General features: G+C 63.2%; 14 protein-coding genes and 1 pseudogene. 3 read left to right on the plus strand and 12 right to left on the minus strand.

Annotated features, from left to right (window positions below; genetic code table 11):
- Positions 1 to 18: 18 nt before the first annotated feature.
- From NKH31_RS08930 to NKH31_RS08960, 7 genes are all read right to left on the minus strand, one after another.
- Positions 19 to 1,095, minus strand: coding sequence for a glycosyltransferase family 2 protein (locus NKH31_RS08930; protein ID WP_254864792.1), 1,077 nt, complete (start codon positions 1,093 to 1,095; stop codon positions 19 to 21).
- A gap of 17 nt (positions 1,096 to 1,112) precedes the next feature.
- The gene (locus tag NKH31_RS08935) at positions 1,113 to 2,483 is read right to left on the minus strand and encodes a nucleotide sugar dehydrogenase (protein WP_425492321.1); all 1,371 of its coding nucleotides are present in this window, start codon (positions 2,481 to 2,483) and stop codon (positions 1,113 to 1,115) included.
- 49 nt (positions 2,484 to 2,532) lie between these two features.
- Entirely contained in the window at positions 2,533 to 3,558 is a 1,026-nt protein-coding gene (locus tag NKH31_RS08940) for a Gfo/Idh/MocA family protein (RefSeq protein WP_254861444.1), read from the minus strand.
- Positions 3,548 to 4,633, minus strand: coding sequence for a DegT/DnrJ/EryC1/StrS family aminotransferase (locus tag NKH31_RS08945; protein ID WP_254861445.1), 1,086 nt, complete (start codon positions 4,631 to 4,633; stop codon positions 3,548 to 3,550). Before NKH31_RS08945 ends, NKH31_RS08940 begins: the two co-directional genes overlap by 11 nt.
- Positions 4,633 to 5,217 (minus strand): acyltransferase, encoded by a 585-nt coding sequence (locus tag NKH31_RS08950; protein ID WP_254861446.1) that lies wholly within the window; start codon positions 5,215 to 5,217, stop codon positions 4,633 to 4,635. Before NKH31_RS08950 ends, NKH31_RS08945 begins: the two co-directional genes overlap by 1 nt.
- 643 nt (positions 5,218 to 5,860) lie before the next feature.
- On the minus strand, positions 5,861 to 6,163 hold the full coding sequence (locus NKH31_RS08955) for a HalOD1 output domain-containing protein (RefSeq protein WP_254861447.1): 303 nt from the start codon (positions 6,161 to 6,163) through the stop codon (positions 5,861 to 5,863).
- Positions 6,156 to 7,016: a DUF7344 domain-containing protein gene (locus NKH31_RS08960; RefSeq protein ID WP_254861448.1), complete on the minus strand. Its 861-nt coding sequence runs from the start codon at positions 7,014 to 7,016 to the stop codon at positions 6,156 to 6,158. The genes NKH31_RS08955 and NKH31_RS08960 overlap by 8 nt, the downstream gene beginning before the upstream one ends.
- 478 nt (positions 7,017 to 7,494) lie before the next feature.
- Here NKH31_RS08960 and NKH31_RS08965 point away from each other — a divergent pair, with 478 nt between their 5' ends.
- Together NKH31_RS08965 and NKH31_RS08970 are read left to right on the plus strand one after the other, a co-directional pair.
- Positions 7,495 to 8,313: a helix-turn-helix transcriptional regulator gene (locus NKH31_RS08965; RefSeq protein ID WP_254861449.1), complete on the plus strand. Its 819-nt coding sequence runs from the start codon at positions 7,495 to 7,497 to the stop codon at positions 8,311 to 8,313.
- A 128-nt stretch (positions 8,314 to 8,441) separates the two neighbouring features.
- Positions 8,442 to 9,185, plus strand: a complete 744-nt coding sequence (locus NKH31_RS08970; protein ID WP_254861450.1) for a nitroreductase family protein — start codon at positions 8,442 to 8,444, stop codon at positions 9,183 to 9,185.
- Between the two features lie 507 nt (positions 9,186 to 9,692).
- Here NKH31_RS08970 and NKH31_RS17780 read toward each other — a convergent pair.
- From NKH31_RS17780 to NKH31_RS08995, 4 genes and pseudogenes are all read right to left on the minus strand, one after another.
- Positions 9,693 to 10,496: pseudogene (locus NKH31_RS17780) on the minus strand (DUF6036 family nucleotidyltransferase).
- Positions 10,493 to 11,419, minus strand: coding sequence for an ArsR family transcriptional regulator (locus tag NKH31_RS08985; RefSeq protein ID WP_254861453.1), 927 nt, complete (start codon positions 11,417 to 11,419; stop codon positions 10,493 to 10,495). Before NKH31_RS08985 ends, NKH31_RS17780 begins: the two are co-directional and overlap by 4 nt.
- 443 nt (positions 11,420 to 11,862) lie before the next feature.
- Entirely contained in the window at positions 11,863 to 12,915 is a 1,053-nt protein-coding gene (locus NKH31_RS08990; protein ID WP_254861454.1) for a PAS domain S-box protein, read from the minus strand.
- Positions 12,916 to 13,689: 774 nt separating this feature from the next.
- Entirely contained in the window at positions 13,690 to 15,918 is a 2,229-nt protein-coding gene (locus tag NKH31_RS08995) for an AAA family ATPase (RefSeq protein WP_254861455.1), read from the minus strand.
- A gap of 452 nt (positions 15,919 to 16,370) precedes the next feature.
- On the opposite strand from NKH31_RS08995, the gene NKH31_RS09000 reads away from it, so the two are divergent.
- Positions 16,371 to 17,522, plus strand: a complete 1,152-nt coding sequence (locus NKH31_RS09000; RefSeq protein WP_254861456.1) for a tubulin/FtsZ family protein — start codon at positions 16,371 to 16,373, stop codon at positions 17,520 to 17,522.
- Between the two features lie 55 nt (positions 17,523 to 17,577).
- On the opposite strand, the gene NKH31_RS09005 is transcribed toward NKH31_RS09000, so the two are convergent.
- Positions 17,578 to 22,161: a CARDB domain-containing protein gene (locus NKH31_RS09005; RefSeq protein WP_254861457.1), complete on the minus strand. Its 4,584-nt coding sequence runs from the start codon at positions 22,159 to 22,161 to the stop codon at positions 17,578 to 17,580.
- Between the last annotated feature and the right edge of the window lie 372 nt (positions 22,162 to 22,533).

Raw genomic sequence — 22,533 nt, forward strand, 5'->3', positions numbered from 1 at the left:
ATTTATTTGGCTTTTAGATCACTCACGAATCTGTACCTCTTTCGTCTCGTTGACTTGCATATCGAACAACATTGCGAACATGATGAACATGCTGCCCATCGTGAACAGCATCATACTCGATGCCGCCCTAACGAACAGCGCATCGCCGAGCACAAATTTGGCGTACAGCGACCACATTCCGCCTAACATTCCCAGGGTTACCGTCCCGACCCCGAAGAGGTAGAACAGCGCCAGGGGGTGAAAGTCGAGCACGAGATACTTCGTCTTCAACCGCCAGAGGTAGTTCTTCAACAACATCCCCGAGACTTTTCGGATGTACGTCCGATATTTGATGCTGCTTTCCTCGTCTCCGTACACCGCCGGCATCGCCACGTCCGCCACCCGCATGCCTTTCGCGTTCAGCTTCACCAGCAGGTCGTTACAGTAGCCGTAGTACTCGTACATCGCGTCGATGCCGACGTTCTCGAGCGCGTAGTACGAGATCGCCGTATACCCGTTCTGCGGGTCCATCGTCTTCCAGTAGCCGCTCGAAATCTTCGTCAGGAAGGTCAGAATCGAGTTCCCGAAAAAGCGCCACTTCGACATGCCCTGGCGGTAGTCCCTGTACAGCAGGCGATTGCCCTTCGCGTAGTCGGCTTCGTCCTCGACGATCGGATCGAGGAACTTGTGGAGAATGTCGGGATCCATCTGGCCGTCGCCGCCCATCACGGCGGTGACGTCGATCTCGTCGTCGAGCGCCCGTTTGTAGCCGGTCTTGATGGCGCCGCCGACGCCGCGATTCTCCTCGTGTTGAATGGGGACGACGCAGCGATCGAACCGTTTGGTCGTGACGCCGCCGTCGGTGACCGGTTCCCCGCCGTCCGCGGTCATCGGCTTCTCTTCGATCACCGCGTCTTCGTCGTAGTGTACCGTGACGCTGTCCCGATTCCGTCGATCGGCGTGTCGCTGGATCTCCTCCCAGGTGCCGTCGGTCGAACAATCGTCGATGACGTACACCCGGTCGACGTACCTCGGCATCGTGTCGATCACCTCGCCGACGAACCCCTCCTCGTTGTAGGCGGGCACGACCACGCCGACCGTGTGATCTCTATACACGTCGCTCACCTCGACCGTCACTCATCGTCTCCCACCCCGATCGTGTACACGGATCCATCGATCTCGCCGAGCGCGTCTCGTCCGTCGATGATCACCGGATCGGTATCACCGTTTCGACCGACGGCCGCCCACCGGATCGACTCGAACTCCTCGTGCGGGGTCACCAGGACGACGGCGTCCAGATACCGATCGTACAACTCGTCCAACGCGATCGCCTCCAGGTCGAACGCCTCGACGTCCTCGAGCATCGGATCGACACCGTACACCGTCGCCCCGGCCTCGAACAACTGCTCTGAAATCGGAATCGACGGTGAGGCACGGATCTCCTCGACGCCGGGGCGATAGGTCAAGCCGAGTACCGCGACCGTCGCCTCGTCTACCGAAACCCCGTTCTCGCCCAGCTTCTCGCGAACCTTCTCGACCGTAAACGCGGGCATCGAGTCGTTGACCTCGCGAGCCGTCTCCAACAGCGGCGAATCCGTCTCGAACGGCTCGATCAGGAAGTACGGGTAGTACGGAATGCAGTGACCGCCGACGCCCGGGCCGGGGTCGTGGATGTTGCAGAAGGGCTGGGTGTTCGCGATCTCGATCGCCTCGCGAACCGACACCTCCAGCTCGTCGGTAAAGCGCGCCAACTCGTTCGCGAGCGCGATGTTGACGTCGCGGTACACGCCCTCGAACACTTTCACGCATTCTGCCGTCGTCGCATCGGACGCCTCCAGCACGCCCTTCGAGTTGATCTCCTCGTAGATCAACCGAGCCGCGCGCGTGCTCTCGTCATCGACGCCACCGACGACTTTCGGGTACGCTCCGCGGATGTCCTCTAGCGCCCGACCGGACGACGTCCGCTCCGGACAGAATGCCACGCCGAACTCCCCTAGGTCCAGCCCGGAGATATCCGACAACTGTTCTGCCACCCGATCCCTGGTCGTCCCCGGTGGAACGGTACACTCGACGAGAACCAGATCGCCCGCCTCCAGCCCCGACGCGATATCCGACACGACCGTATCCAGAATCGCCAGGTCGGGCTCCTTCGCGTCAGTGATCGGCGTCGGGACGATGATGACGTGGACCGACGCCGCCGACGCCGCTTCGCGCGGTTCCGTCGTCGCCGACAGCGCCCCCGCCGACACCTGTTCGAACACCAGATCCTCCAACCCGGGCTCGCGTTTGACGTGCGACCCGCCGTCGTTGATCGTCTCGACCACCGACGGATCGACGTCCGCGCCGACGACGTTCCCGCTCGCCTCCGAGAACACGCCGGCCAGCGGCAGGCCCATCTTCCCGAGGCCGTACACCGCCACCGGAACCTCGCCGCCCACGAATGACGCGCGCTGGACGGCCTCCTCTGCGTCCGCGCCGTACAGCGACGACACCGGTTTCGCCATGGCTCGCCCGCCGTCGGTCCGTTCGACTCCGTCAGGGTGCGTTTCGTCGTCAGTCATCGGTCATCATCACCTCTGCATCCGTCGGTTCGTCGGCCGCCTCGTAGCCGCGCGTATCGTCTTCGATCCACTGCGCCACGGCGAGCGCTTCGAGGCCGTCCTCGACGGTCACTTCCGGAACGCCGCCGTCGCGGACGACCTGGCAGAACGACGAAAGCTCTTCGAACAGTGGTTCGGCGTTCGTCACCGACGGTCGCTCGACGATGCTCTCGTGGGTAAAGCGCACCCCGCCGTTTTCCTTGACGTACTCCGGGACCGAGTTGCGGTGGATCTCGACCGACTGGTCGATGTAATCCAGCTCGACGAAACAGTTCTCGGCGGTGATCTCGAGCGTGCGAACCTTCCGCTGGGTTTTCCGACTCGCGATCAGCGTCGCCATCGTCTCGTCGAACTCGAGCAGCGCCGTCGCGTGGCGGTTGCCGTCGACGCCCGTCCCGGAAACCCGATGCGGGGATTCACTGAGTAACGACAGCACGACGTCGATGTCGTGGATCATCAGGTCCATCACGGCGCTGTCGTCGATCGTCCGCGCCGGCGGCGGCCCGAGGCGCTGTGCGCGAACGGAGACCACGTCGAGGTCGTCGATGATCTGTGAAAGCGTCGTCACCGCCGGGTTGAACCGCTCGATGTGGCCCACCTGGACGGGCAGGTCGATGCGGTCGACCATCGCCCGGAGCGCGTCGGCCTGCTCTAGCGTTCCCAGGACGGGTTTCTCGACGAACGCGGCTGCGTCCGCTTCGAGGGCCGCTTCGAGCGTCTCGAAGTGATACCGCGTCGGGACGACGATCGAGACGGCGTCGACGCGTTCGAGTAATTCGTCCCGTGAGTACGCCGCGGTACCGTACTCGTCTGCGATCTCTTCTGCTCGCTCGGCGTCGACGTCGCTCACCCCGACGAGGCGCGCGTTTCGCAGTTCGTTGTAGACGCGCGCGTGGTGTTGTCCCATCGACCCGACGCCGATGACGCCGACGTCGAGGGTCGCCGATCGGTTCGCCCGATTTGGATTCTTACTGGTCATAGTCTGCGATCACCTCGATGATGTGGTCGACGTCCGCCGCGTCCACGCCGGGGTGGACGGGCAGAGAAAGCACCTCGTCCGCCGCGGCTTCCGAAACCGGGGCCGAACACGAGACGTCCGCGTAGGCCGGCTGTTCGTGAATCGGCGTCGGGTAGTAGATGCCCGTGCCAACGCCGTTTTCTTCCAGGTGGGCCGCCAGTCCGTCTCGGTCCGCACACCGAATCGTGTACTGGTGAAACACGTGTCGCGTGTGATCCGGTTCGACGGGCGTCTGCACCCCGGACACCTCTGCTAACCCTTCGGTCAACCGGTGGGCGTTGGCCCGTCGCTGTTCGTTAAAGTCTGCGAGTCGGTCGAGTTGTGCGTGGCCGATCGCCGCGGCGATGGAGGTCATTCGGTAGTTGGTGCCCACCGAGACGTGCTCGTAGCCGCCCGCACCCGCCTCTCGACCGTGATTGATGTACGACCGAAGCGCCGACGCGACGTCCGCCCGATCGGTCGTCACCACGCCGCCCTCGCCCGTCGTCATGTTCTTCGTCGGGTAGAGCGAGAAACACGCCGCGTCGCCGATCGAGCCGACGCGTGCGCCGTCGTAGGCCGCGCCGTGGGCCTGTGCGGCGTCTTCGATGAGCGGGACGTCCAGCTCGTCGGCAAGCGCCACGAGTTCGTCCATCTCGCTCGGCAGGCCGTAGAGGTGGACCGTCATGATCGCGTCGACGTCGGTCTCTCGAACCACGTCTCGCGCCGCGTCGGGGTCCAGATTGAACGTCTCCGGATCGATGTCGGCGAAGACGGGTTCGGCGCCGGTCAGTCGAATCGCGTTCGCCGTCGCGACGAACGAAAACGGCGTCGTCAACACGCGGTCGCCCGGGCCGATGTCGAACGCTTCGAGCGTCGCGTGGAGCGCGGTCGTCCCGTTCGAGGTCGCCACCGCGTGCTCGGTCTCACAAAAGTCGCTAAATTCGGCTTCGAACTCGCGCACTGGGGGTCCGTCCGCGAGCATGCCGCTGTCGAGGACGTCCTCGACCGCCCGTTTCGCCTCCGCTCCGATGTCCGGTGATGCGATGTGTATCATTAAATCTCGTTCGGGGGTTGCAGTTTGGCGGGAAGCGAGCGATGCGTTGCGGGGGCCCCAACTGCGAGCGTCTCCGGCGGCACGTCTTCGGTGACGATCGCGCCGGCGGCGACGAACGAGCCTTCGCCGACGGTGACGCCGGGGAGGATCGTCGCGTTGGCGCCGACCGAGACGCCGTCTTCGAGCGTCGGTCCCTCGAGGCTGACGTCCTGGCGGATGGGGTACGGATCGTTCGTCAACACGGCGTACGGTCCGAGAAAGACGTCGTCGCCGATGGTCGTGTCCGAGGGAATGTAGACGCCCGATTGGATACTCACGTTCTGGCCAACCGTCGTCCGACCGTCGATCACCGCGTTCGTCCCGACGAGCACGTTGTCGCCGAGTTCGGTCAACTCGCGGATCAACGCGTAGTGACCGGTCTGACAGCCGGCTCCCATCACGACGTCGTCGTAGACGATCGTCCCGGCCCGTATCGTCGACTCCGCCCCGATCGCGGGTGGCTCCGTGTCGTCGCCGTAGGCGTAGCCGACGGTCGCCCCGTCGTCGATCGTGCAATCGCCTTCGAGTGTCGCGTTCGCACTCATGTATACACCCTCGCCTCGACACACCGTGGCTGATCACCACTAGAAACACCCGTTACTCCCACACCCCCGCGTCCGCTATCCATTCTCACCACCTGAATTCAGATAGTCAATCATATTATATTTAACGGCCGACGTTTTTCTCACGTGTTTGCGCCGAGGGCTCGCCCACGCTTTCTGTTGTGTATTCACCAGTTTCGGGTTAAAGTCCCGTCGGTACGACTGTCTGTCGGGTCGCCCGGATCGAGCGGCTGAATCGCCGCGTACTCCGCGCTCACGTCTGGGGGTCGTTTGCATGGGTTCTCCGCCCGGGTTCGTCTGGTGTCCACGCTCGCTCTCGCCCGACGAGCGGTGGAATGCGCCGTTCTCGGCGGCCCTGAACCGAGTCAGTGCCATCTAGTTGCCGATACCACAAATACCTATCATAGTCCGCTCGTGATAGTCCGAAACTTGTGGGGGTCTCTCGGGCGACACCACCCCGTTTCTCGCCGATACTAATTAGTGTTAGCGTTCCACATCTGGTAGTACCATACTCACTACCTAACGCGACCGTCGAGCCGTCGCGACGGCGTTCGATCGAGACGAGAGAACGTCGTAGTCGCGATCTGCGGTTCGGCCCGCCCGACGAATTGCCGGTGGAGGGTTGTCAGTCGTCGATCCGGGCGCGAACGGTGTCTTGGGTCACCGTTACGTGGCAGCCGTTGTACGGAACCGTCACTGAAGCCTCCGTGATGGTGTCGCTATTGTTCCGATCGGCGAGTAGCTCGTCCAGGTATTCTGGATCGATCGTGTGGTACAACGGGTTCAGATCGAGGATGGACGAGTCGGTGAGTGTTGCGACGACGTGGACGACCGCTTCGCTCGGGCGTTCGTCCGGATCGAGTTCGTAGCTGAAACTCCCGGTTTGGGTCGAATCGGTCGGTTCGGCCGGCGTGGTATCGTCAGTCATTATTCGTGAACAGGTGGCGTTGGGTGTCGTCGGTTTGGTAATCGAGGTGGTCGATGCGGGGTCCGAGCAGTTCGCGTACGAGAACGACGAGCGGGTTCGTCTCCCCGCTACCGACGAGCGCAATCTCTTCGGGAGCGCCCTGCTCGGACGGCGGTTCGGTGAGGATCGACAGCATGACGTTCCGTCGATCGACGAGAATGAGCCGACCCACTCGCGGATAGGTCGGTGTATTGAGCCAGTCGAGTTGTGGCTCCCACACCGTCGCTTCTGGGAGTCCCTCTCGACACCGTCTCCGAACGATCTCGTTCTGCGAGCCGATAGAAATCGTCACGTTTCGATCGATGGCGCGGCGTCCGTGTCGCAGACACTCGTCTTCGAGGAGGTCGGTGGTCGCGTACAGTGCGAACAGCTCCGACTCGGCTTCGCCGGCCAGCTTTCGACCGTATTCGACGGCCGAATCGAGTCCTTCGATCACGCCCACTTCGTCCTCGTCGCCCTCGTGACCGGGTGGCAGGTGGGTCACCAGCGTGGCGAGCGGTCCCTCGTTCGACCACTCCACCACGGACGCCGGTGACGCTTTCTGGGAGACGCGATTCCCCGTCCGGTCGTATTCGATCAGATCGACCTCCGCCAACTTCGGCAATCGGTTGTGGTGCAGTTCGAACAACTGGGTGTCGAGTGCGTCGTCGTAGGTTGCGCCACTGACGACGTTCACGTCACGAGCCACGATCTCCTCCGCTAATTCGGTGACGTGGAGGGTGCCGTCCGTCTCGGTGAGGATATCGCAGATCGTGCGATTTCGGCCGTCACAGAGGAGTCGAAGTTGATCTTCGGTGCGCGGATCGAGACCCATACCCGCTGCCCACTGTCTAAAAAGTTAACACTTATCGTATACATCTCACTCTCTCGGGATTATCTAACCGTCTGAAATACTGCATTTTTAGTTACAGATTTTTTATTCTCGAGATGCACGCCGGCCAATACACCCACAGCTCCGTCGAATCAACCGACGCGTCTCTGCCCGACAGCCAGTCGCCACGTGCCAACTCGCCGACCAGCTACCCTACAGCCCACCGACCATCGACTACCTCCCGCCGACCGGCCACTACAGCCCACCGACCGGCCACCAACCACCCACTGCCACCTGCCGACCGGCCACCAACCACCCACTACCACCCGCCGACCGGCCACTACCACCTACCGACCACCAACCACCCACTGAGCAACAGCCCACTGGACCACGCTCCGTCCGCCTATTGGCGACGCTACATCGCCACCAGTGATTGCCGTTTCAGCTATACTGTTTTAGCGTGCCAATGCGTACCACTAGTATGGACGGAAAACGTGACGATATTGTGTTTCTTGCCAGTTCTACCCATCGCGTCGACGTCCTGAACGAATTGGCGGTGACCAAGTGCGACAGGCACGACTTGCGTGAGGTTACGGGAGCATCCTCTCCGACCATTGGTCGGATTCTTGCCGACTTCGAAGAACGACACTGGATCGAGCGCGACGGGAGGTGGTATCGGCTGACCGGATTGGGTGCGTTCGTCGCCGAACGGTTTGGTGAGTTCGTGGACGCGATGTCGATCGAACGGCGCCTGCGTGAAATCGCTCCGTGGTTACCATACGAACTCGATGGCTTCAGCGTGGACTTACTCACCGATGCAGTGGTATCGGTTCCCGGTCCGGGGTACCCATACGAACCCATGGAGCGGAATGAGCAACTGATGGACGAAACCGAAACGATTCGAATCTTCGGGATGGTGCTGGTAAAGGCGAGCGTCCTAGAACACTTCTTCGAGACCGTCTTCGATGGACTGTCGGTTACGATGATCTATCCGCCGACGGTGTTCGAAACCATGTACGCCTGGGATCCCGATCTCGTCACCGACGCGCTCGAGCTAGACAACCACGACGTATACATTCACGACGACCTTCCGAACAGCGAGTGGTGTGGAATCTGTCTCACCGACTCCCACGTCAGCATCTGCTGCTACGAGCCGGATACCGGTCTGTTACGGTCTCTCGTCGATACTGATGCGCCGTCAGCGTACGCGTGGGGTGAAACAGTCTTCGACCGATACCACGCGGAGGCCCACCCGCTCGACGAAGCGAGCGACCTCCTCTCGGTGGACCTGCTCGCGTGAACCGCAGCCGCCCAATCGACGCGGAGTCGGTGACCTGACTATCGTGACCGATGGGGGGCTTTCACGGCGTGAAATCGTTTCACGCGGGCGATTGACGCTGGGTTGCGGTGTAGCAAGTCCCGGAAACGATGCCAACTACCGATACGCAGACGGCGAACACGGAGGACGAACCGATACGGATCGAAGACCTCGACCGGCGCAGTATCGATCACGTGCTAACGACGACGCGAGCGGTCCGACGCCGACTCGACCTCGACCGGCCGGTCCCACTGGAGGTGATCGACGAGTGTCTGGAGATCGGACTCCAGGCACCAACCGGCTACAATCTGCAGAACTGGCGCTGGCTGGTGATCTCCGACGAGGAGAGTCGCCACGAACTCGCGGACAGCTACAGACGGTCGCTCGAACCGTTCGTCGAGATGATGGAAGGCGAACTCCCGGAGGACGAACAGACCCAGAAGGTCGCCGCTTCGTCTACGTATCTCGCCGAACACCTGCACGAAGTGCCGGTCCACGTGATCCCCTGTACAACCCTTTCGGTCAGAGAGGAACGCGAGATGTGGGAGCAGATGGAGTACGAGTCGGATCCGTTGAATATGGCGGCCTCGTCCGTTTACGGGGAGGTGTGGCCCGCCGCGTGGAGCTTCATGCTCGCCCTGCGCAGCCGTGGACTGGGATCGTCGCTGACCATGATACACCTGGCCCAAGAACCGACGGTGGCCGAACTACTCGGTGTTCCCGACGGCATTTCACAAGCCGGGCTGATCCCGGTCGCGTACTTCGAAGGAGAGGACTTCAGACGCGGGACCCGGCGTCCGCTTGAAGACGTCGCATTCTACGACCAGTGGGGACAAACTAGCCCATTCAACTGATCCGGCGAACCCCTCTCGGTCTGATAAACTGTCCAGCGATTACCCGTGCGGGTTACGTTACCGGTGGTTCACCGACCCGACCTGATCGGTTCGACCTCTCGACCGATCTGTAGCGGTCCGATCACCCGCTCCGTCACGGCCCGCCGACCAGCTACCCTACAACCCACCGACCAGCCACTCCGCCCGCCGTCGTGCGAGCAGGACGCCATCCCACCCAGTATTCGAACGCACACCACAATCCTGTTCAGTACGGCGGATGTATCGAACATCGGTGTTTGCCACACTCGTGGTTCGGTACGTACGGTCGCCGAACGCGTATCCGTTCTTCGAGCAGCCGTTTCTGGCTGTCCACGAGTAGATGGATAATTCCTCTCTCGTCGGGAGAGATGGCGGCCGATAGAATCGATTCTCCCGAGAAGGCGTGGATGGACCGAAGCAACCCATTCTCTTCTGAACTGAACGGTCCTGTCGATACCATCGTTTAGGTGATAAATCGGCACGTTGCAGTTATTCCGGCAGACGGATGGTTTCGCCATCGTGTGCGATTCGATCGAACTCCACGAGATAGCTAACCCGATCTCGGACCGCAGCGACGTCTATGTCTAGATCGGCCGCTAGTTCGTCGACGGTCGTCGGGCCGTCGAGCGCCTGGAGCGCTTCGAGCCCGCGATAGTACCGCGTCGTCAGCTCCCGGACGCGGTCCTCGATCGGTGTCGTCACGCCGTACTGCTCCGCTAGATCAACCAAGGCTTCGTTCGCGAAGGTGGCGAACTGGTCGTCACCGAGTTGGTCGATCTGTGCCTCGAGTTCGTCTCGGATGACGTCGTAGTCGAGGCCAGTCTGTACGAGCATATTCATGTCTTCGATGTCGTCGTCCCGTCCTGCAACCGACTTGAACAGGAAGATATCCGCGGTGCTGATCAGGCGGACGGACAGTTGATCCGTCGCGAGGAACGACTCGCTGCGTTCTCGCATTCCCTCGGTCAGCACGAGCTTGTTTGCGACCTGCTAGTTGAAGATGTCGAGGCGGCATCCGTCTGCGTTCTCGACGCAGCTGGTCGCGCCCAGCGCCCGGTAATCGGCGTTCAGCGATTGTACCGGTTCGTACCCGAGATCCATCAGGACGGTCCACAACCGGCCGTATGCGTCACCGTCATCGACGACGAGGTCGATGTCCTTCGTCGCGCCCTTGAGATCGCGAAGCGACATCGCGCCACCGCCGATCAGGTATACCGTGAGCGTTTCAGATAGCTCATCTGCGATTCGCTGGAACTCGTTTTCGATGTACTCGCGTCCGAACGTCGGTCTCATCGGGGCAGGCTCACCTCGTAGTCAGCAGCCAGCTCCTGGAACTCGTCCCACTCGGGGAGGCGTTCGCCGTCGACTGCTCCCCTCGTCTCGATATAGGTGAGGAGGGTGTCGATTTCGGCTTCGAGGCCGTATTTCGCGGCCTGTTCTCGGAGGTCGCGTTCGTCGATGTCGACGCGACAGAGCAACAATAGACAGTACGAGCGATGGCGGGGCCCGTCGTCGATCAGCAACGTGTGACAACAGAGCTCCGACGGAGAGACGTCCGCTAGCTCTACAGCGTAGCGGTAGTACCGATGGTGGGTGAGTAGAAACTGGAGATCGAAGGCCGCGAACCGCGCGAGCCCGGTCTCGTGGAAGTGTTCGGCGTCGATCTCCGTTGTCGTTTGCGCGAGAAATTCGTCGTAGTCCTCCCATAGAATCGTCCCGTTCGACGCGACTGATTCGAGGCGTTGTCGATGGCGATGGTGAACAAGTTCGCGAGCAAACTCGTGTAGTCGGTCGAAATCACCGTTGAAGTGGTAGCGGCTGTCGTCGGTACCGACGAGGCCACGAACTCGCAGCCGCTTGAGTATCCGGTTGACGGTGTTTCGATAGTTTCCGCTCCGTTGGGCGACGTCTGTGACGGTTCGTGGCCGGTCGAGGTAATAGCACACCTCGAGAGATTTGCCCGTCAACAGTTCGGAAAAGTCGATGTGAGCGTGCTGACGGACGAGATCCTGGTATATTTCGACTGCCCGGGAATCCGACGGCGTGACGTATTTCCGTCGGCCGTCGCGTTCTGCGTAGACCAGCCGCTTCTCGACGAGCGCTCCGACAGCTCGGGAGAGGTAACTTTCGCTGTGGTCTACCTTCGTCGCGAGTTCCGTGATCGTCTCGCCGCCTTCGATAGTGGCGAGGATCTCGAGTTCGATACGTCGCAGCACGGCGTAACATAGGTCGAAACACACAGTTAAAGAAGTTTCGAGTAGAGTTACACCTGCGGGGGAGTTGACGGAGTCCCGTCTCACAGGGGCACTATCTAGTTCAGCCCCTCCTCGGCCGGCGTTCGGCCATTGAGCGCATGATTCGGACGATCGTGGTTGTGAACCGTTGCGGGAACGCGCACCGGGACGGTGCAGGGATGGTCGTTCGGACCGACCCACCAGTTCCAGCAGCAACCGCGACTAGCGAAGTTGCCTGTGTCCCTCTGTCCGGTTTTTGTGGTGGCTTCAGGAGCGGACACGGTGGCAGATATCCGGCGGTATCGAAGTTCTCGAGGGCACACTGCCGACACTACAGCGGAGCCGTTCAGCGGGCCATTCACGCCTTCCGGGCGACCTGCTCGATCCGATCGCACAGCAGGGGTTCGAACCGAGGCCCGGCCGTGCTATCGGTCGGGAGCCGCCAGTATCTCGAACCGAGCGCCACCAGTGTCGCTCTCGCCGACCCGTATCTCCCACTCGTGGGCTTCGACGATCCGGTTCACGATCGCGAGGCCCAGTCCGGCCGCGTCCCCGCCCGCCGAGGGCGTCGGGTCGAAGAGCCCGTTGCTGCCATTGTCGGGGAGGCCGACCCCGTCGTCTTCGACGTAGAATCCACCGTCGCAGGGGCCGACCCGAACGGTGACGTCTTCGCCGCCGTGTTCGACCGAATTCCGAAAGAGGTTCTCGAGGAGGTGGCGGACGGCGCGCGGGTCGGCCTGGATGACGGGCGGGTCACGCAGCTGCAGGTCGGCGGAGGCCGTGTCGACGCCCTTCCAGCACGCCTCGGCGAGGCGAGCGACGTCGACCGGCTCCGTCTCGTCGATCAGCTTCCCGTGGCGGGCGAGCGACAGGGTCTGGTTGACGATCTGGTCGATCCGCTCCAGCGCGACCGCCACGTCGTCTAGGTGTTCGCTCGAACACTCGGAGCGAGCCGCCTCCAGGTAGCCCTGCGCGATGTTGATCGGGTTTCTGAGGTCGTGGCTGACGATGCTCGTAAATTCGTTTAACCGCTCGTGTTGTCGGCGAAGCTCCCGTTCGCGCTTCGTGCGCTCGGTGATGTCCCGGCCGATCGCCACCGAGCCTCGTAACGCGCCGTCGGCGTCGACGATCGCGTGGGAGTTCCACGAGATCGTTCGCTCGGAGCCGTCCTTGGTCACGATCGTCGTCCTGAAGCCCTCGACGGCCTCGTTCCCGCGCAAAATCGCGGACACGCGGTCCATAATGTCGTTCCGGCGGGTTTCGTCGGGGTACAACCACGTCCAGATTTCGTCCGAGCCGACGACCTCGTCGGCCGCGTAGCCGCTGATCTCTTCTGCGGCTTCGTTCCAGAGCGTCACGGTTCCGTCCTCGTCGAGCGCGTTGATCCAGACGTTCGCGCTCTGGATGATCGCGTCCCGGAACTGGGTGAGCTCGCTGAACGCTTCGTCGCGCTGTTTCCGGTCACTCTTCGACGCCATGGGGGTCAACACACTCCCAGGGGAGACGAACACATTAAGCCGTCGCCGTCTCAGGCCTGCCGCTCGCGTGTCGTCTCGACGGAAGTCGGCGCCCGTGGTGCGTACGCGTCGAATACGTATCACGCAGCGAATCTACAGCTGGGCGTTCTGTTCGCTTCGACCACTGACTGCTACATCGCTCCAACGGAGATCGACGAGCGGCTTGCGGTCGTCGAGGAGAAGGGATCGCTGGGCGGTCGAAATACTCGGATCAGCGTTCTCGACGACCACGTCTTCTCCCACGCAACGAATGGTGGAAATCTGTGCAGAGTGGCCCGTGTGAATGCGGCGAAGAAACCCATCGACTCGGTCACTCGTCGGCGAACGTGCGAGTGACGTCGCCCAGGTCGAACAATCGCAGATCGTCGCGCGCTGATACTGCGTCCCGAATAGCCTATTCTGAAGTAGCCTATTTTGAGATAGGCTATTCAAAAAATAGGGTATGTGACATTCGACCACCAGGGTGGCCTCGTATCGAACAGACGAACGAAACGGGGTGAGAACTTCGGGGGCTCTCTCACGTGTCAACTCTGCCGGTTCGCCAGGGGTTTCTGCTTCGTTCGGTCGAGTACGCGTTCGGCGAGCCCGTCCGATCGCCCTGGGCAGTCCGACCAGCCACTTAGCGACAGTCCACCGACCAACCACTTAGCGACAGTCCACCGACCAACCACTCTGTGCCAGCCCACCGACCAGCCACTCGATTACCGTCGTGCGAGCGGGGCACCACTCGGACAATCAGTTCTCGAGCCCGATGCGGCTATCCCGACAGAGTCGTCGCGTTCGTGTAAGCACCCGCTTTGCCGTCCGGTCGTCGACTGGGGCCGGGTCGAACGAGGCGCGTTCGTAGGCGTCGGTCACGGTCCGAAGCGCCTCGTCGTCATCCGCGTCCGGGCGCTCGCGACAGTACGCGTAGAACTCCCAGGGTGTGAGTCCGGCGGGCGCTTCGTGTCGCGTTTCGAGGGCCAGACGGGCGGCTGCGTAGGCGCGCTCGATCGCCGTCGCCGGTCGATCGTCGGCCAGCGCCCCCGCGGCGGCCGATAGTAGCGTCGCCGGCTCGACTCCGCCGCCCGCCTCCGCCACCGCCGATCGATCCACGTCCGGTCGAACCCACTCGTAGCCGTCCACCTCGTGTCCCCGACGCCGACGGCGGTACCACCACGCCCCGATCACCACCGCGACCCCACCCACGACGACCCACACCACGGGCGAGGCGAGCATCGACCCCGTCTCCGCCCCGGGGACGAACGAGGTCGCCGTCTCGCTCGACCCGGCGAGGTTGGTCCCGCCGCCGTCGAACGAGGCCTCGACCGTCACGTTGCCGCCGTCGATCCCCGGCGGCACGACGACCGTCCCGTTGAAGGCACCGTCAGCGTCGGTCTCGACGGCGCCGGCGGTGACGCCGTCGATCGCGACGTCCACCGTCCGATTCCCGACGCCGGCCTCGTCGGCCGTCAACCGCCCGGAGACGCCCACTCGATCGTCACCGTCCTCGACCGACAGCGACAGCGCCGTCTCCGTCTCCGTTACGGTCACCGTCGTCCGCGACTCGCTCGCCGTCACCGCCCGATCGTCCCGCGCCATCGAGACCGTCACCGGCCGGTCTCCGTCTTCGACCGCGGCCGGCACCGTCACGTTCGTCGCTATCGCCCCGCCGTCGGCCTCCACCGTCTCTGCCGTCCCGCCCTCGCCCGTCGCACCGTCGATCGCCGCACCGCCGGCCCCCGCCGACGCCGCTCCGCCGCCGATCGCCACCCGGAGCGAAACCCCCTCGACGGGCTCGCCGTCGACCACAATCGAACTCTCCACCCGAAGCTCGTCGCCGAACCCGGCCGATTCGGGCACGACCTCCGGTTCGTCGATCGAGGCCTCGACCTGCTCGATCGAGACCGGGACCGTCGCGTTCGAGCCGCTGTATCCCGCGAGCGGCGCCGGCTCGTAAGCGACGTCCAGCTCTTCGGCGTCGACCGGTACGTCGACCGGCCGGTACTCGACGATAAACCGTCCGTCCGCGTCGGTCGTCGCCGACACCGTCTGGTTGCCGACGGCCAGCTGTATCTCCTCGTTCGCCACGGGCTCGCCCGCCTCGGTCACCAGCAGCCCCGTCGCTTCGAGCGGCTCGACGTACGAGATCGATTCGTCCCACACGGACACCGACAGCTGGGTCGGCGTAAACTGCTCGCCGCGGATCTCGGCCTGGCGCCGCTGGATGTCTTCGGTGACCGCGACGATCGTCTCGCCGCTCTCGGCGAACTCGGCGGCTTCCGACTCGGCGCCCGTCTCGTCGTAGCGCTCCAGGAGCTCCGCACTCGTCTCTTCAACGTCCGCCGCCAGCTCCTCTAGAATACGAGCCAGCTGTCGCGCACGCTGGTGGTCGCCCGCCGCCTCGGCGCGCTCGTACATCTCGTAGCGTTCCTCGTAGGCTTCGACCGCCTCGGCGAGTTCGAGTTGGCCCTCCTGAATCGTCGCGTACTCCTCGACGCGGTCGTCGCGGTCGGTCACCTCGGCCAGGTCGACGTACTCGGCGACGAGTTCGGCCACCTCGTCGTCGACGAGTTCGCGCGCTCGCTCGTAGTCGCCCTCGCTCATCCGGGCCGACCCCTCGCCGAACCGATCGGCGAGCTGGCGCTCGTACCAGTCCGCCAGCCCCTCCGCGTCGCCCGCCTCGCCGTACGCGTCCGGATCGACGTGTCGCGGCGTCTCGTCGTCCTCGGTCGCGTCGGCTCCCGGCTCGACGCTCGTCGGTTCGGCATCGTCCGTCTCGATCTCGTCGCTCGCCGACGCGTTCGGTTGGGCGGCGACGTCCGTCGCGCTTCCCGTACCGACCGCCAGCCCGAGGCCGCCGCTCACCACGAACCCGCCGATCACCAGCAGGCCGACGCAACCGGCGACGAGGAGACAGAGACGTACCCCGACGAGGGGGCGCCCCTCGGGAGGTGAACGTTCGCGCACGTGCACCAGAGACACGGACCAATGCACCCCGTTCGCCGCCATAAAACCAGCACCGGATGGGTGTGAGCGTTCGACGGCCACGAACCCGTGACGGTTCGACGATACCCGACGATCGCGTTCGGCTCAACGTTCAGTTCCGGCTCGTCTCTCACAGTGTCCGGACAATTGCGCTGTGAGCACTCACACGCGGTCTTCCACCGAGATCCTTCCACTGTGGCAGTCTCATCGCGAACGCGCCCCACGGTGACAGCACGACCTCCCGTCACAGAAACTGACAGTATCCGTCTCACGACGGTCTCGAAGCGAGTAGGTTCCGGTTATCGAGACTATGGCTGTCATAACAATGTCTGAAATCCGTGACCTACCGGTATCGGTCCGATCGGGACCGGCGTCCGGAACCGGCCGTCTCTGAGTCGCTCGTCGGTCGAGGTAACGCCGCCCGAACTCGAGACCACACGCCACCACCCATGAAGCTCGCACTCATCGGATTCGGCCAGGCAGGGGGAAAGATCGTCGACGAATTCCTCGCGTTCGACGAGGAGATCGGCGCCGGAATCGTCGAGTCCGCGCTCGCGGTCAACACGGCGACGGTCGATCTGCAGGGACTCGACTACGTTCCCGCCGAGGATCGCGTTCTCGTCGGCCAGTCCCGGGTGAGAGGCCACGGCGTCGGCGCGGACAACGAACTCGGTGCGGAGATCACCGCCGCGGACGTCGACGAGATACAGTCGGCGATCGACGAGATTCCCGTCTACGACCTGGACGGCTTTCTCATCGTCGCCGGGCTGGGCGGCGGCACCGGCTCCGGTGGCGCGCCGGTGCTGGCCGAGCACTTACAGCTCGTCTACGACGTGCCCGTTTACGGGCTCGGAATCTTACCCGGCACCGACGAGGGCGGGATCTACACCCTCAATGCCGCCCGCTCGTTCCGGACGTTCGTCGATGAGGTCGACAACCTGCTGCTGTTCGACAACGACGCCTGGCGACTGACCGGCGAGTCCGTCGGCGGCGGCTACGACCGCATCAACCGCGAGATCGTCGAACGCTTCGGCCTGCTGTTCGCCGCGGGTGAAGGGGCCGCCGATGGGACCGTCGGCGAGAGCGTGGTCGACTCCTCCGAGATCATCAACACCCTTTCGGGCGGGATCTCGACGATCGGCTACGCGACCGAGTCGGTCGACACGGCCGGCGGCCTCCGCGGACGATTTTCGACTACTGAAGTCGACGCCGGCGCCGCGACCAACCGGATGACGAGCGTCATCCGCAAGGCGACGCTCGGCCGACTGACCCTTCCCTGCGCGGTCGAAAGTGCCGACAAGGCCCTCGTCGTCGCCACCGGGCCGGGCGAGTACCTGAACCGAAAGGGGATCGAACGCGGCCGGAAGTGGCTCGAAGAAGAGACCGGAAGCATGGAGATCCGCGGCGGCGACTTCCCCCGACCCAGCGGCGAGGTCGGCGCCATCGTCGTCCTCTCGGGCGTCACCGACGTCCCCCGGATCGACCGCCTCCAACAGATCGCCATCGAGAGCCAGGAGACCGCCGCCACCATCGAGTCCCAGCAGCCCGAGGATCACGCCGCGCTCGTGGATACCGGCGGCGAACTCGACGCGCTGTTCTAAAACCGGAAAAACGTTCGATCGGCCGATTTAGCCACGCTGTAATCGTCGCGATTGATTACAGCGGTGGGACGATCGCGTTGGTCTGATCGTCGTTGCCTTCGTCACCAGCGTCGCCTTCACCGGCCTGGTCCTCTGGCTCTTCCTCGTTACCTTCACCTTCCTCGCCAGCGTCGCCTTCACCGTCTTCTGGGGATTCCTCGTCACCTTCACCGTCTTCTGGGGATTCCTCGTCGCCTTCACCGTCTTCCGGTGCTTCCTCGTCGCCTTCACCGTCTTCCGGTGCTTCCTCGTCGCCTTCACCGTCTTCTGGGGCTTCCTCGTCGCCTTCACCGTCTTCTGGGGCTTCCTCGTCGCCTTCACCGTCTTCCGGTGCTTCCTCGTCACCTTCACCGTCTTCCGGTGCTTCCTCGTCGCCGTTTTCATCTTCGTCGGCGGCCTGCCCGGCGATGGCAGCGGCTCCGCCGTCACCGACCGTCAACGTCGTCGTGACGGAGAGGTCACCGTCTTCGAATTTCAGGTCAGTCGTTCCGTCGGGGCACGGATTCGCCGGCGTGCGTTCGTCACCGACGAAGGTGCCAACACCAGCCACGACGGTTCCCGAAGTCGTTCCAGGTTGCTGGAAGATCTGATCGTCGCCGCCGCCGGTCTTGTGAACGATCGCGGTCGGTGCGTCCCCGTCGATTTCGAATTCGACGATTCTCGGATCGTTCGGATCGTCGACGAACGTGATGGAGACGGTCGCATCGGCGCCATCCGGGTAACAGAACGCGATGAAGCTGATCGCGAACTGTCCCGGTATTGGCGGAATGTCCACGACGACCAGTAGCTGCGTGTGGACTTCCTCACCGTCGATCTGGATGCCGACGGTGTAATCGCCGGGCTCGTCGGTTCCTTCCCAGGTGAGCGTCACGTCACCGGTTTCACCCGGCCCGAGCGTGATTTGCTGGGTGTCGACGACCTGTCCGTCGATGGTCAGCGAGACGTTCGCGGTCCCTTCGGCGGTCCCGGTGTTCTCAACGGTGACGACCGCCGTGAACTCGTCAGTGGCGTTGATTTGAGTCGGCTTATCGATATCGACGAACTCGAACTCGGAGACGGGCTCGGGCTCTTCGACGACGGTGAGTTCCTGCGTGTGGACCTCTTCGCCGTCGATCAGGATGCCGACCTGGTAGGTACCTGGTTCGTCCGTCCCTGCCCAGGTGAGAGTAACCGTCCCCTCCTCACCCGCACCGAGCGTGATCGGCTGCGTATCGACGACCTGTCCGTTGATCGTCAGCGAGACATTTGCGGTACCCTCGGTGTCGCCGACGTTCTGGACGCTGACGTTTGCGGTGAACGTCTCGGTGGTGTTGATCTCGGTCGGTTTGTCGATATCGACGAACTCGAACTCGGTGACTGGTTCGGGTTCTTCGACGACGACGAGATCTTGCGTGTGGACTTCTTCACCGTCGATCAGTATCCCGACGGTGTAGGTTCCTGGTTCCTCGGTGCCTGCCCAGGTGAGGGTGACGGTGCCGGTTTCACCCGGACCGAGCGTGATCGGCTGGGTATCGACGACCTGTCCGTTGATCGTCAGCGAGACGTTCGCGGTGCCCTCGGTGTCGCCGACGTTCTGGACGCTGACGTTTGCGGTGAACGTCTCGGTGGTGTTGATCTCGGTCGGCTTATCGACCTCGACGAACTCGAACTCGGAGACGGGTTCGGGCTCTTCGACCACGACGAGATCTTGCGTGTGGACCTCTTCGCCGTCGATCAGGATGCCGACCTGGTAGGTACCTGGTTCGTCCGTTCCGGCCCAGGTGAGCGTCACGTCACCGGTTTCACCCGCTCCGAGCGTGATCTGTTGGGTATCGACAACCTCGCCGTTGATGGTCAGCGAGACGTTCGCGGTGCCCTCGGTGTCGCCGACGTTCTGGACGCTGACGGTGGCGTTGAACGTCTCGGTGGTGTTGATCTCGGTCGGCTTGTCGACGTCGACGAACTCGAACTCGGTAACGGGTTCGGGCTCTTCGACCACGACGAGATCTTGCGTGTGCACTTCTTGATCGCCGATCAGTATCCCGACGGTGTAGGTACCTGGTTCGTCCGTTCCGGCCCAGGTGAGGGTGACCGTACCGGTTTCACCCGGTCCGAGCGTAATCTCGGCCGAATCGACGGTTTCGCCGTTGATCTGTAGGCTGATCGTTTCGGTGCCTTCGGCGTCACCGACGTTTTCTATCGTAACCGTCGCTTCGAACGTCTCGGTGGTGTTGATCTCGGTCGGCTTGTCGACGTCGACGAAGCGGAAGTCCGAGACCTCGTCAGGATCGGGAACCGGCTCTAGCACATCGATCTTCTGCCAGTCGTAATCGTCGTCGCTGAGGACTTTGACGAGGTGTTTGCCGACGTCGTGTTCGTCGCTCTGCCACGTCAACTCGACTGTCGTACTCTCGCCGGGCTCGAGCGTGACGTCGGCGACGCGGTCGACTTCGATGCCGCCGATCTGGAGTCTGATATCCTGCGTGTCGGTTGCGTCACCGGTGTTGGTGATCTCGGCGGTGACGTAGAGCGTCTCCGTGGCGTTGATCGGATCGTTCTTCTCGACGATCTCAACGTCGAAGAACGCCTCGTCGACGGGCCGTTCGACGACCTCGATATCCTGTGAGACGGTGTCGTCGTCGCTGTGGGCGGTCACCGTGTGTCCGCCGATGTCGTCTTCGGTAGTCGCCCACGTCAGCACGACTTTCTCGCGCTCGCCGGGCCCGAGTTCGACACCGGTGGCCACGTCGACCTGTTCGCCGCCGATCTCGAGGCGGATGTCTTGCGTGTCGGCCTCGTCTCCCGTGTTGGTCACCAGCACCGTGGCTTTCAGCTCGTCACCCGCAGTCACCGGGTCGTTCTTGTGAACGAAGTCCACGTCGAAGAACGGACCCTCTTCGACGACGATTCGCTCTTTGACTTTTTCTTTGACTTTCTCGACCTCGACGACCTCTTTGACGTCTTCGTCGACTTCCTCCTCGTCGACGACGATCTCTTTGACGCGTTCTTTCTTGACGACCTCCTCGACGTCGATGCGCTCTTTGGGCTCTTCTTTGACCTTCTCGACGTCGACGATCTCCTCGACGTCGATGTGCTCTTCCTTCTCGATTTTCTCCTCGTCGATCTTCTCCTCTTTGATGACTTCGCGGACCTCTACCTCGTCGACCTTCTCATCGCGTGGTTCGTCGACTTTCTCTACTTTCGGGTCGTCCCCGACGATGTACGCGGCGCCCGCGTCACCGTGTCCGGGCGCGCCGACGAGGACGTCGACCTCGCCGGTTCCGGAGACGTCGCCCGACGTCGCGACCGAGTATCCCGCTTCGTCGCCGGCGGCCTCGCCGGTGAACGTCGCCTGGGCGTCGCTGAGACTCACCTCGCCGGAGACCGACGCGCCGTCTACGAGGTACGCCGCGCCGGCGTCGTCCGCGTCGACGGATCCCGGTGCGCCGACGAGGATGCCGGCGTGCTCGCCGTCGAGCAGGTCGTTCGAGCCCGCGAGCGAGTAGCCCGCCCGCTCGCCGTCTGTCACGCCGTGCATGGTCGCGTCGGCATCGCCGAGGCTGACGACGCCCTCGTGGGCGGACTCGGCGAACAGGACGTACGCGGCGCCCGCGTCGGTGCCGTGCCCGTCGTCGTGGGGCGCCCCGACGACGAGGTCGTTTCTGTCGTCGCCGGTGACGTCGCCCGCGTTCGCCACGGCCCAGCCGGCGGTTCCCGCGCCCTCTCCCTCGAGGGTCAGGTGGGCGTCGGCGAGCGAGCCGTCGGCCTCGAAGTCGGTCAGTGCGTAGACCGCCCCGGCATCCTCGCCGGCGTGGGGTGCGCCGACGGCGACGACGCCGTGGCCGTCGTCAGTGTGCTCGGGAACGACCGCGACCGAGAAGCCGGCGTGATCGCCGGCTGCGTCGCCCGCGAACGTCGCGTCGGCGTCGGCGGCAGACGTCGCGCCGTCGAGGCGCTCGAACACGTGTGCGGCGCCGGTGTCGTCGTCCGTTCCTGGGGCGCCGACGGCGAGGACCGCTGCGTCGGCGTCCTCGTCCGTGACGTCCGCAGCCACGGCGTGGCCGAACTGCGAATCCGGGCTATCCCCGGACAGCATCACGGACGCGTCCGCGAGACTCAGTTCGGCCGGTCCGTCGCCCTCGCTGTGTTCGTGTAGGTCCGCGCCGTAGAACACGTACACGGTGCCGTCCTCGGCGTGTGGTGCGCCGACGACGAGATCGTTCATCCCGTCTCCGGTGAGGTCGGCTGCGTCGACGGCGTAGCCCGCCCAGTCGCCCGCGTTCTCGCCCGTCAGGGTGAGGTCGGCGGCGGATGCTTCGATCTCGCCGGCGTCGACGGGGCCGAAGAACAGGGCGACGGCGCCGGTTTCTTCGTCGTGGTCGGGGATGCCGAGTGCGACGTCGTCGCTCCCGTCGCCGGATAGATCCCCGAGACTGGCGACGCTTTTCCCGAGTGCGTCGCCGTCTGTCTCACCTGTAAATTTCGTCCGTGCCTCAGAAAGCGGTATGTCGCCGCTGAATCCGTCGACGTGTTCGTCGAGACTCGCGTGTGCGTCCGGTGACGCGTCCGCGGGAGTCGAGTCCGTCGGCACGGCGGCCATCGCCGCTGGCCCGAACGTCATGCCGATAACCGCGACGAGTACGATGAAAATTGTTAGAACGTTACGTGATACCCCCTTCGATGTGCCGGTCGCTGGATTCATGTCTCGGACGAATTGCCGACCCACCGCCCTTTAGTTATGGTAACTCGACATGAAGAAATTGGGATACGAATTGGATGGGAATTAAGGCAGAGTATACGAGACAAGTAGGAACGTCTCTGGATTTGGTGCTTACTCACGGTTTCACGGCCATTCCGTCCCCGAAATTGCTGTTTGCCAGTTTACTTATTTCCGATTACCGATTCACTCTGAACCACGTGAGCGGCTGAGTATAATGAACATTGACAATCTCTCCGAATACAGCTACGCGATACTGCAGATTACCGTATCTAA

This window comes from Halovivax gelatinilyticus (assembly GCF_024300625.1).
GTDB lineage: Archaea > Halobacteriota > Halobacteria > Halobacteriales > Natrialbaceae > Halovivax > Halovivax gelatinilyticus.